This is a genomic window from Burkholderia sp. 4NA327C6 (assembly GCF_005502655.1).
In the GTDB taxonomy this organism is placed as follows: domain Bacteria; phylum Pseudomonadota; class Gammaproteobacteria; order Burkholderiales; family Burkholderiaceae; genus Burkholderia; species Burkholderia contaminans.
Genome location: NZ_SCNZ01000023.1, coordinates 18597 through 30343, shown reverse-complemented (window position 1 = coordinate 30343; position 11747 = coordinate 18597). Strand labels below are relative to the sequence as shown.

The 11747-nt window shown below is 68.5% G+C and carries 9 protein-coding genes; 6 read left to right on the top strand and 3 right to left on the bottom strand.

Annotated features, from left to right (window positions below):
* Positions 1–28: 28 nt before the first annotated feature.
* Entirely contained in the window at positions 29–574 is a 546-nt protein-coding gene (locus tag FFS49_RS22705) for an META domain-containing protein (protein WP_105818705.1), read from the bottom strand.
* Between the two features lie 213 nt (positions 575–787).
* On the opposite strand from FFS49_RS22705, the gene purT reads away from it, so the two are divergent.
* From purT to FFS49_RS22680, 4 genes are all read left to right on the top strand, one after another.
* A complete protein-coding gene (purT, locus tag FFS49_RS22700; RefSeq protein ID WP_039370421.1) occupies positions 788–2002 on the top strand; it encodes a formate-dependent phosphoribosylglycinamide formyltransferase in 1215 nt (404 codons plus the stop codon).
* Positions 2003–2020: 18 nt separating this feature from the next.
* Complete coding sequence (locus FFS49_RS22695; RefSeq protein ID WP_039370423.1) at positions 2021–2206, top strand: DUF6726 family protein; 186 nt, start codon at positions 2021–2023, stop codon at positions 2204–2206.
* Positions 2207–2280: 74 nt separating this feature from the next.
* A complete protein-coding gene (locus tag FFS49_RS22690; protein WP_039370427.1) occupies positions 2281–2661 on the top strand; it encodes an MliC family protein in 381 nt (126 codons plus the stop codon).
* Between the two features lie 395 nt (positions 2662–3056).
* The gene (locus tag FFS49_RS22680) at positions 3057–4625 is read left to right on the top strand and encodes a DEAD/DEAH box helicase (protein WP_039370430.1); all 1569 of its coding nucleotides are present in this window, start codon (positions 3057–3059) and stop codon (positions 4623–4625) included.
* A 186-nt stretch (positions 4626–4811) separates the two neighbouring features.
* Here FFS49_RS22680 and gluQRS read toward each other — a convergent pair whose 3' ends face one another.
* On the bottom strand, positions 4812–5705 hold the full coding sequence (gene gluQRS, locus FFS49_RS22675) for a tRNA glutamyl-Q(34) synthetase GluQRS (RefSeq protein WP_105818706.1): 894 nt from the start codon (positions 5703–5705) through the stop codon (positions 4812–4814).
* Positions 5706–5727: 22 nt separating this feature from the next.
* A complete protein-coding gene (locus FFS49_RS22670) occupies positions 5728–6585 on the bottom strand; it encodes a sulfurtransferase (protein WP_039370435.1) in 858 nt (285 codons plus the stop codon).
* A gap of 216 nt (positions 6586–6801) precedes the next feature.
* On the opposite strand from FFS49_RS22670, the gene dnaE reads away from it, so the two are divergent.
* Together dnaE and FFS49_RS22660 are read left to right on the top strand one after the other, a co-directional pair.
* On the top strand, positions 6802–10332 hold the full coding sequence (gene dnaE, locus FFS49_RS22665) for a DNA polymerase III subunit alpha (protein WP_105818707.1): 3531 nt from the start codon (positions 6802–6804) through the stop codon (positions 10330–10332).
* A 308-nt stretch (positions 10333–10640) separates the two neighbouring features.
* Positions 10641–11732 (top strand): glycosyltransferase family 9 protein, encoded by a 1092-nt coding sequence (locus tag FFS49_RS22660; protein WP_105818740.1) that lies wholly within the window; start codon positions 10641–10643, stop codon positions 11730–11732.
* Positions 11733–11747 lie beyond the last annotated feature (15 nt).

The window sequence follows — 11747 nt, the reverse complement described above, 5'->3', positions numbered from 1 at the left end:
GTCGGTCGGCCTTCGCGCGCGCCGTGCATCAGGGGCTCCGGTGCGTGAAGGTGAGCGTTGCGCCGGACGTGGTCACGATCTGCAATTGCTGCGGCTCGCGCATCTGCACGCCGGTCTTGTCGACGTGGGCGAGCGCGTCGAGGTACGCGGTTTCGAGCTGGCCGCCGAGCGTATTCGGGCAGGCCATCCGCGTGCCGGCGAGCGGCCCGAAGCTCAGCAGGCCGTTCTTGATCGCGTAGGTGCCCATATAGCGATTGCAGCCCGAGAACCCGCTGGCGCGCCGGATGCCCGAGTCGGTCGACAGTGCGAGCTTGATCGGCTCGCCGTTGTCGCCGTGCGGGATCGCGCGCTGCGTGCCGTCGGCATTCAGCCAGCTGGTGAGTTCCCAGCTCGTGTCGTCGAGCAGCTGGACGGCGGCCGGGTTGTACGGGTCGGGCGCGGGGGCGGCGGAGTCGGGATGGGTCGGCATCGCGCAGGCGGCGAGAAGCGTGGCAAGCGTCAACGCACAGAGCGGCGCGCGCAACGGGCGAAGCAGGCCGTTGCGAGCGCGTGCGGCGGCGGACAGGTGGGACATGAGCCTCGTTCCTCATCGGATTCTGATCAAGGCGTAAGAGTAACGCACCCGTGCCGCGGCAGGCGAGCCGACACTTCACGCGTGAAAACGTTCGCAGCCCGCTCGCGAGCGGCCCGCGGCCGGTTGCCGGCGCGGCGAAACGCGCAAAACCGGCGCCGTGGCGCGTGTTAACATCGGAGCCGTTTTCGTCCTCCACCAGAAGCGGGTAATCACATGCAGATCGGTCAGCGGCTCGGTACGCCGCTCTCACCCTCGGCCACGCGCGTCATGCTGCTTGGCGCCGGCGAACTCGGCAAGGAAGTCATCATCGCGTTGCAGCGGCTCGGCGTCGAAGTCGTCGCGGTCGACCGCTATCCCGATGCCCCGGGCCACCAGGTCGCGCATCGCGCGCACGTGATCGACATGACGGACGCCGCCGCGCTGCGCGCGCTCGTCGAGGCGGAGCGCCCGCACCTGATCGTGCCCGAGATCGAGGCGATCGCGACCGACGCGCTCGCGGCGATCGAGGCGGCCGGCCTCGCCGAGGTGATCCCGACCGCGCGCGCGACGCAGCTCACGATGAATCGCGAAGGAATCCGCCGGCTCGCGGCCGAGGAGCTCGGCCTGCCGACCTCGCCGTATGCGTTCGCGGATTCGTTCGAGGCGTTCAGCGCGGCGATCGCGAAGATCGGCATGCCGTGCGTCGTCAAGCCCGTGATGTCGTCGTCGGGCAAGGGGCAGTCGGTCGTGAAGACCGAGGCTGACGTGAAGCCGGCGTGGGACTACGCGATGGCGGGCGGGCGTGTGAACCACGGCCGCGTGATCGTCGAGGGCTTCGTCGATTTCGACTACGAGATCACGCAGCTCACCGTGCGCGCGATCGACCCGGCGACGAACGCCACCCGCACCTATTTCTGCGAGCCGGTCGGCCACGTGCAGGTCGCAGGCGACTACGTCGAATCGTGGCAGCCGCAGCCGATGAGCGCGGTGGCGCTCGAGAAGTCGCGCGAGATCGCGCACAAGGTCACCGAGGCGCTCGGCGGGCGCGGGATGTTCGGCGTCGAGCTGTTCGTGCGCGGCGACGACGTGTGGTTCTCCGAGGTGAGCCCGCGGCCGCACGATACGGGCCTCGTCACGCTCGCGTCGCAGCGCCAGTCGGAATTCGAGCTGCACGCGCGTGCCATTCTCGGGCTGCCGGTCGATCCGGCGCTCGGTACGCCGGCCGCGTCGGCCGTGATCTACGGCGGGCTCGACGAGCGGGGGATCGCGTTCGAGGGCGTGCGCGACGCGCTCGCGGTGCCGGGCACCGACCTGCGCCTGTTCGGCAAGCCGGAAAGTTTCGCGAAGCGGCGCATGGGCGTCGCGCTGGCGACCGGCGCGACCGTCGACGAAGCCCGCGAACGCGCGAAGCGTGCCGCCGCGGCCGTCCGGCCGGTGTCGGCCCGCTGACGTAACCAGGAGAGGACGATGACGCCGAACTGGCTGCGTATCGGTAAGCTGGCCGCCGCGCTGGCGCTTGCAGTGAGCCTCGCGGGTTGCGGGCTCGCGGCCGCACCGTGCCGGGTGGCCTCGGCCGGGCTCAAGATCGTGCCGCTCGTCGGCCATGTCGCGGCCGCACCGACCGACGCGTGTGCCGACGTCATCGATCCCTGATCACGACCCGCTCGCCAACAACAATCACGCGCCCCGCGGGGGCGCGTTTCCACCCGTCTCGTGAGAGGACCTGCATGATTCGCCAAACCCTCGCCGCGCTCGCGCTCGCCGGCACGGCCGTTTCCGTCGCGCATGCCGCGCAGCTGACCGTCGAGGAGATCGACGCCGATTCGCGCCAGTCCACCGTCTACCAGTGCGCGAACCAGAAGCAGCCGGTGCGCGTGTCGTACTGGCTCGCGGGCAACGGCCAGAGCTTCGCGCTCGTGCCGGTCAACGGGAAGCAGATGCTGTTCGTCGACACCGTGTCGGCGTCGGGCGCGCGCTACCAGGCCGGCCGCTACACGTGGTGGACGAAGGGCAAGGAAGCGACGCTGCGCGACGAGATCGCCGACCAGAGCTCGCCGCCGCTGCTGGGCGACTGCGTGCAGGTCGAGAAGAAAAAGAAGAAGGGCTGAGCGCGGGGCGGGAACGTGGATCGTGCCGCCGGTGGCGGCCAGCGGCCGGTTTCCGGGCCTGACAGATCGGCACGCCGGCTGGCAGCGGGAGATTGGGCAAGACGATACGCGATCGGGCCCCTTAAGTCGTCCACTGGCCGATTCGGATAGCCCGATCGGGGCGTTCCTCCGGCCGCGCGGGCCTGCCCGGGCACGCCGCGCGAACCGCCGTTGTGGCCGTTCGCCGCGTTGTCACGGACAGATGGCCGCGCAGTGCTACAATACGCCCCTTTCCGCCGGCATTCGCGCCGAACGGAGTCCGCACGGCCTGGCGTCCAGCGTTCACATTGAACCGGTCCCAAGCGCCAGAGCGGCGCCGCGCGGCGCGCCGCGGCTCCGTCTATTTCCGAATTGTGATGAGCGCAGGCCCGGCTGGCCTGACGCACGATGTCCCCGCCGCGCCTTTTGAGCGAAACGCCACCATGTCCGATTCTGTCGCCAAGCCCGTCGACGCAACCTTCGATCAATTCGGCCTTGCCGCCGATATCCTGAAAGCCATTGCGGAGCAGGGCTATACGACGCCGACGCCGATCCAGGCGCAGGCCATTCCGGTCGTGCTCGCCGGCCGCGACGTCATGGGCGCCGCGCAAACGGGCACCGGCAAGACCGCGAGCTTCTCGCTGCCGATCATCCAGCGCCTGCTGCCGCAGGCCAACACGAGCGCGTCTCCTGCGCGCCACCCGGTGCGCGCGCTGATCCTCACGCCGACCCGCGAACTCGCCGACCAGGTCGCCGCGAACGTGCACGCGTATGCGAAGCACACGCCGCTGCGCAGCGCGGTGGTGTTCGGCGGCGTTGACATGAACCCGCAATCGGCCGAACTGCGCCGTGGCGTCGAGATCCTGATCGCGACGCCGGGCCGCCTGCTCGACCACGTGCAGCAGAAGACGGCGAATCTCGGCCAGGTGCAGATCCTCGTGCTCGACGAAGCCGACCGGATGCTCGACATGGGCTTCCTGCCGGATCTGCAGCGCATCCTGAACCTGCTGCCGAAGGAGCGCCAGACGCTGCTGTTCTCGGCCACCTTCTCGGGCGAAATCAAGAAGCTCGCGTCGACCTACCTGCGCAACCCGCAGACGATCGAAGTCGCGCGCAGCAACTCGACGAACGCGAACGTCACGCAGATCGTCTACGACGTCGCCGAAGGCGACAAGCAGGCGGCCGTCGTGCAACTGCTGCGCGATCGCGGCCTCAAGCAGGTGATCGTGTTCTGCAACAGCAAGATCGGCGCAAGCCGGCTTGCGCGCAATCTCGAGCGCGATGGCGTGGTCGCGTCGGCGATCCACGGCGACAAGACGCAGATCGAGCGGATGCAGGCACTCGACGCGTTCAAGCGCGGCGAGATCGAGGCGCTGGTCGCGACCGACGTGGCCGCGCGCGGCCTCGACATCGCCGAACTGCCGGCCGTGATCAACTTCGACCTGCCGTTCAGCGCGGAAGACTACGTGCACCGGATCGGCCGTACCGGCCGTGCGGGTGCGACGGGCGACGCGCTGTCGCTGTGCAGCCCGAACGAGCGCAAGCAGCTCGCCGATATCGAGAAGCTGATCAAGCGCCCGCTCGAAGTGCAGACGCTCGCGCTCGACAAGCCGGCGCGCCATCGTCACGACGAGCGCGGCAGTGAGCGCGGCGGCGATCGCAACAGCGAGCGCGGTGGCGAACGGGGCGGTGAGCGAGGCGGCCGTCGCGATCGCGACGAGCATCGCGGCGCAGCGGGGCGCCGGCCGGCCGGCGCCGAGCGCGGTCATCACCGTCGCCACGAAGCGCCGGTCGACGATTTCTTCCTGAAGCCGTACGAGCCGTCGGCGCCGGCGAAGCAGCGCGACGACGCGCAGCCTGCGCAGCAGCCCGAGAAGAAGGGGCCGAAGCGTCAGGTCGCCGCACTGCTCGGCGGGTTCGGGATGCCGCGCAAGCCGTCGGCATAAGCCGGGCGGACGTGACGGCGCAGCGCGCGAGCGCTGCAGGAGAAGCGGGTGCATGCGATGAGCATGTGCCCGTTTTTCATTGGGGCTGCGGTTCGAGGGGGGAAGCCGGAACGCGGCATCGGCGGCGGTGATGCAGTCGGCATCCGCCTCAATCCCGGTCGCCGCGAAATCGGCGCACTGCGTGCGTCAGCCGGCCTGCGGCCCGAAGCGCATCGCCCATGCGGCCGTGGCGGCGGCGTAGAACGTGTCGAGTGTGGTGCCTGCGAGCGTGCCGTCGGGGGCAAGACCCAGGTGCGCGGCCGCGGCCTGCAGCGCCGGCAGCGGATCGTCGCGTTCGAGCGCGGTCGCGCCCGTCTGCTTGCTGAGCTTCTCGCCGTTGGCATCGACGACGACGGGCACGTGCAGGTATTGCGGCGTCGGCACGCCGAGGCAGCGCTGCAGGTGAATCTGGCGTGCGGTCGAGTCGAGCAGGTCGGCGCCACGCACGACGTGCGTGATGTGCGCGTCGGCATCGTCGACGACGACCGCGAGTTGGTAGGCCCATTGGCCGTCCGCGCGCTTCAGCACGAAATCGCCGACTTCCGTCGCGAGGTTCTGCGATTGCGTGTGCTGCCAGCGATCGTCGAACGTGACGATCGCGTCGTCGCCGTCCGGCACGCGCAGCCGCCAGGCGCGCGCGGGCTTGCCGTGCAGCCCGGTGCGGCAGGTGCCCGGGTAGGCGAGCGTCGTGTGGCGCTCGTGCGCGGCGCGCAGCGAATCGGCGATTTCCTTGCGCGTGCAGCCGCACGGATAGACGAGCCCGGCCGAGATGAGCCGCTCGAGCGCAGCCGTATACGCGGCATCGCGCGTGCTTTGCCAGACGGGCGGCTCGTCGGGCGTCATGCCGAAATGCGCGAGCGTCGCGAGGATGTCGTCGGCGGCGCCGGGCACCGTGCGCGGGCCGTCGAGATCCTCGATGCGCACGAGCCATGCGCCGCCGTGCGCGCGTGCATCGAGCCAGCTCGCGAGGGCGCCGACCAGCGAGCCGAAATGCAGCGGGCCGGTGGGCGACGGCGCGAAGCGGCCGCGATAGCCGGTCATCGGGGTGCGGGGCAGTGCGCGCTTACGCGGCGCTGGCCGCCGCCGGTGCGCAGGCCGGGCACGACTTGCCGGGCACGTAGCTCGGCGACTGTTGCGCTTCCGGCGTGACGACCGCGCGGCACGCGAAGCATGTGACGTTCTCGGTGGGCTGGAGCTGCGGGTTCAGCGCGGTGCGGTAGTCGAACACGAAGCAGTCGCCGTGATAGTGCGCGCCGCCGACTTCCTCGAAGTACTTCAGGATCCCGCCTTCGAGCTGGTACACGTTCTCGATGCCGATTTCCTTCATGTGGATCGCGGCCTTCTCGCAGCGGATGCCGCCCGTGCAGAACGACACGACCGTCTTGCCTTCGAGGTCGGCGCGGTTCGCGTCGATCACTTCCGGGAATTCGCTGAACTTGTCGATCCGGTAGTCGAGCGCGTCGTCGAACGTGCCGACGTCGACTTCGAAGGCGTTGCGCGTGTCGAGCATCACGACCGGGCGGCCGGTGTCGTCGTGGCCGCGGTCGAGCCAGGTCTTCAGCGTGCGCGCGTCGACGAACGGCGCGCGGCCGAGTTCCGGCTTGATCGCCGGCTTCTTCATCGTGATGATTTCGCGCTTCAGGCGCACGAGCATGCGGCGGAACGGCTGCGAGTCGGACAGGCTTTCCTTGAACTGCAGCGTCGCGAACTTGCCTTCGAACAGCGGATCGTGGCGGATGTAAGCAATGAACGCGTCGGCGGCTTCGCGCGTGCCGGCGATGAACAGGTTGATGCCTTCCGGTGCGAGCAGGATCGTGCCGCGCAGGCCGAGTTCGTTGCAGCGGGCGGTGACGAGCGGGCGCCATTGCTCGATCGTGTCGAGCGACACGAAGTGGTAGGCGGCGAGGTTGACGATGGTCATGATGGTCCGACGGGAAAACGGCCGCACGGCGGCCCGCAAAAAAGGGTGCGAAGCCGTGGCGTTGATTCGAAAAACCGTATTATCCCGCAAACCGCGCCCCGGCCGGCACCCTGCCGTTTGGCCAGCCATGCGACGGGCGGTCGCGCACATCGGCCGAACGGCCAGCGCGGGGATTTTTTGGGCAGCCTGCGCGGCGAGGCGGCTACAATAGCGCCCATGTCAGATCCCCGCTTCGTCCATCTTCGCGTTCACTCCGAATTCTCGATTGCCGACGGCATCGTGCGCATTGACGACATCGTCAAGGCGGCGGCCGCAGACGGTCAGGGCGCGCTCGCGCTCACCGATCTCGGCAACGCATTCGGCCTCGTCCGTTTCTACCAGGAAGCCCGCGGCAAGGGCATCAAGCCGATCGCCGGCTGCGACGTCTGGATCGCCAATCCGGACGACCGCGACAAGCCGTCGCGGCTGCTGCTGCTCGTCAAGGACAAGGTCGGCTACCTGAATCTGTGCGAGCTGCTGTCGAAGGCGTGGCTCACGAACCAGTATCGCGGCCGTGCGGAGCTTGACGCGAGCTGGCTCGACGGCGAGCTGTCGCAAGGGCTGCTCGCGCTGTCGGGCGCGCAACAGGGCGATATCGGGCTCGCGCTTGCCGCGGGCAACGAAGACGCCGCGCGCCGTCACGCCGAGCGCTGGGCGAAGGTGTTCCCGGGCGGCTTCTACATCGAGCTGCAACGTTACGGCCAGCCGGGCGCCGAGGCCTACATCCAGCAGGCCGCGACGCTCGCCGCGGCGCTGAAGCTGCCGGTCGTCGCGACGCACCCGACGCAGTTCATGACCGACGACGATTTCACCGCGCACGAGGCGCGCGTGTGTATCTCGGAAGGCGACATCCTCGCGAACCCGCGGCGCCAGAAGCGTTTCACGACCGACCAGTATTTCCGTACGCAGGACGACATGGTCGCGCTGTTCGCCGACCTGCCGTCGGCGATCGCGAACACGGTCGAAATCGCGAAGCGCTGCAACCTCAAGCTCGAGCTCGGCAAGCCGAAGCTGCCGCTGTTCCCGACGCCGGACGGCATGTCGCTCGACGACTACCTGGTCCAGCTGTCGAAGGAAGGGCTCGAGACCCGTCTCGCGCAGCTGTATCCGGTCGAAGCCGAGCGCAACGCGCAGCGCGACACGTATTACAAGCGGCTCGAATTCGAGTGCGGGACCATCACGAAGATGGGCTTTCCGGGCTACTTCCTGATCGTCGCGGACTTCATCAACTGGGCGAAGAACAACGGCGTGCCGGTCGGCCCGGGCCGCGGCTCGGGCGCCGGTTCGCTGGTCGCGTACGCGCTCGGCATTACCGACCTCGACCCGCTGCGCTACAACCTGCTGTTCGAGCGTTTCCTGAACCCGGAACGCGTGTCGATGCCCGACTTCGACATCGACTTCTGCCAGCACGGCCGCGACCGCGTGATCCAGTACGTGAAGGAGAAGTACGGCGCGGACGCCGTGTCGCAGATCGCCACGTTCGGCACGATGGCCGCGAAGGCGGCCGTGCGCGACATCGGCCGCGTGCTCGACCTCGGCTACATGTTCACCGATGGCATCGCGAAGCTGATCCCGTTCAAGCCGGGCAAGCACGTGACGATCGCCGACGCGATGAAGGAAGAGCCGCAGCTGCAGGAGCGCTACGACCACGAGGACGAAGTGCACCAGCTGCTCGATCTCGCGCAGCGCGTCGAGGGCCTCACGCGTAACGTCGGGATGCACGCGGGCGGCGTGCTGATCGCGCCCGGCAAGCTGACCGATTTCTGCCCGCTGTACACGCAGGGCGACGACGGCGGCGTGGTCAGCCAGTACGACAAGGACGACGTCGAAGCCGTCGGCCTCGTGAAGTTCGACTTTCTGGGTCTCACGACGCTGACGATCCTCGACTGGGCCGAGCGCTACATCCGCCGCCTCGATCCGTCGAAGGCCGACTGGTCGCTCGCGCAGGTGCCGCTCGACGATCCCGCGTCGTTCCAGATCCTGAAGAAGGCCAACACGGTCGCGGTGTTCCAGCTGGAAAGCCGCGGGATGCAGGGCATGCTGAAGGATGCGCAGCCCGACCGCTTCGAGGACATCATCGCGCTCGTGTCGTTGTACCGTCCGGGCCCGATGGACCTGATCCCGAGCTTCTGCGCACGGAAGCACGGCCGCGAGAAGGTCGAGTATCCGGATCCCCGCGTCGAACCCGTCCTGAAAGAGACCTACGGCATCATGGTCTATCAGGAGCAGGTGATGCAGATGGCGCAGATCATCGGCGGCTACTCGCTCGGCGGCGCGGATTTGTTGCGTCGCGCGATGGGCAAGAAGAAGCCCGAGGAGATGGCCAAGCACCGTGAGATCTTCGCCGAGGGTGCGGCGAAGAACGGCCTCACGCGCGAGAAGTCCGACGAGATCTTCGACTTGATGGAGAAGTTCGCGGGCTACGGCTTCAACAAGTCGCACGCGGCGGCCTACGCGCTGCTCGCGTATTACACCGCGTGGCTGAAGGCGCACCATCCGGCCGAATTCATGGCGGCCAACATGACGCTCGCGATGGACGACACCGACAAGGTGAAGATCCTGTTCGACGACTGCGTCGTGAACAACCTCGTCGTGCTGCCGCCGGACATCAACGCTTCGCATTACCGGTTCGAGCCGGTCGCCGAAGCCGACGGCAAGCGCTCGCGCACGATCCGCTACGGCCTCGGCGCGGTGAAGGGCAGCGGCCAGAACGCGATCGAGGAAATCCTGCGCGCCCGCGAGGAAAAACCGTTCACCGATCTGTTCGACTTCTGCGAGCGGATCGACCGGCGCATCGTCAACCGCCGCACGGTCGAGGCGCTGATCCGCGCCGGCGCGTTCGATTCGCTGAACACGAACCGTGCGCAGCTGATCGCATCGGTGCCGCTGGCGATGGAAGCGGCCGACCAGGCCGAGGCGAACGCGATGCAGGCCGGCCTGTTCGACATGGGCGCCGAGTCGCCGCACGCGCATGCGCTCGTCGACGAGCCCGCGTGGGACGACAAGCGCCGCCTGCAGGAAGAAAAGGGTGCGCTTGGCTTCTACCTGTCCGGCCACCTGTTCGACGCGTATCGCGACGAGGTGCGCCGCTTCGTGCGGCAGAAGGTCGGCGACCTGAAGGAAGGGCGCGACAAGCTCGTCGCGGGCATCATCGCGTCGCTGCGCACGCAGATGACCCAGCGCGGCAAGATGCTGATCGCATTGCTCGACGACGGTTCGGGCCAGTGCGAGATCACGATCTTCAACGAGCAGTTCGAGGCGAACAAGACGCTGTTCAAGGAAGACGAACTGCTGATCGTGCAGGGGCAGGCGCGCAACGATGCGTTCACGGGCGGTATCCGCTTCACGGCCGATACCGTGATGGATCTCGAGCGCGCGCGCAGCCGCTATGCGCAGGCTGTCCGGCTGACGATGAACGGCAACGCCGACGCGGCCGCATTGCGCCGCGTGCTCGAGCCGCACGTGTCGAAGGACGATCCGGCGGCGAACGTGGTTGAAGCACCGGCGCCGCGCGGCGGCGGGCGCGATGGCGGTCGTCGCCCGCAGGCGCCGCTGCCGAACGGGCTCGCGGTGCAGGTCCACTACAGCAACGCGCGGGCACAGGGTGAAATGCGACTCGGCGACGCATGGCGCGTGAAGCCGAGCGACGTGCTGCTCGCGGAGCTGCGTGCGACGTTCGACGGCAGCGTCGTCGAAATCACGTACTGATCGCGGCTTCGCCGGGGGGCTGTCACGCCATGCGGCCCGTCGCATCGCCATCGCGCGGTGCGGCGGGCCGTTTTTGCATGTTCATGCAAACGGGTATTGGGCTGGCCATCCGGACGCTATACAATCCGGCGCTAGCCGCACGAACGCGGCGCTGACCGCCGCTTGCCCGGCGGATTGCGCCGGCATCGCGCACATAAACGGGGGCGGATCCGTGCGGCGAGCGGCGACATGCGACGAGGCCGCCCCGGAACCGGATGCCGTGATATGGCCCGTCGCGACGACAAAAAACGGACAGTCTCCACATGACCATGGCCAATGTGAACCCGACGCAGCGAATCCTCGTGATCCGGATCGATTTTCTGGGCGACATGCTGTGCACAACGGCGTTTCTCCGTGCGCTGAAGGAGCGCTGGCCCGGCGCGGAACTCCATGTGGTCGCGAACCGCTACAACGCGGCCGCGCTGGCCGGAAACCCGGACGTCGACGCGATCCACACCTACGTCTATAGCCGTCAATGCGAGCGCAACGACCGTCCCGGGCGGATGCGCGCGTTCTTCGACAGGCTGCGGCTGGTGCGTCGCCTGCGTCGCCTGCGGTTCGACCTCGTGGTCGTGCCGAACGGCGGCATGCATCGCAGCAGCATGCAGTTCGCGCGCCAGATCGGCGCGAAGGATTGCCGCTGGCACGATGCCGGGACCGAATTCGACGATCGCAAGCCCGAGCACGTCGCCGAGCGGCCGATGTGCCACGAGGCGTTGTCGGGTTTCCGGCTCGTACCCGAGCTCGGCCGCGCCGATGTCGACCGCCTCGCGTTGTCGGTTCATCCCGACCGCGCGCTGCAGGATGCGTGGCACCGGCTGCTCGGCGCGCGCACGAAGCCGCGCGTCGGGCTGTTCGTCACGAACAAGGCGCTCGAGCGCCGCTGGCCGGCCGATCGCTGGCGCGACCTCGCCGAGCGGCTCGCGCCGCATGCCGACGTGATCGTATTCCGCGATCCGGCCGTGGGCCATGCTCCCGAGGACGACTCGTGGCGCGACGTGTGTGCGCGCCATGTTGCGCCGTCGTCGGTCGCCGATCTGGTGGCCGCGGCAAGCCTGCTCGATGTGATCGTCTCGGCCGACAGTGCCCCCGTGCATCTCGCGTCGGCGCTCGGCGTGCCCGTCGCCGCGCTGTTCCAGGACCGTCCCGAGAAATATCTGCGCTGGCATCCGCTCGGTGTGCCGCACGTGATCCTGCGCGCCGGCGCGACCGTCGATGCGATCGGCGTCGACGCGGTCGAGCGTGCGGTGAATCACCTGCTGCCGCAGGCCGCCCATCGCGACGAACCGTCGGCAGACGCCGTACACGCGGAGCCGGCGTCTGCGGCTGCGACGCCGGCGATCGTGACCATCGCTTCGTAGCGCCACGGGCATCGC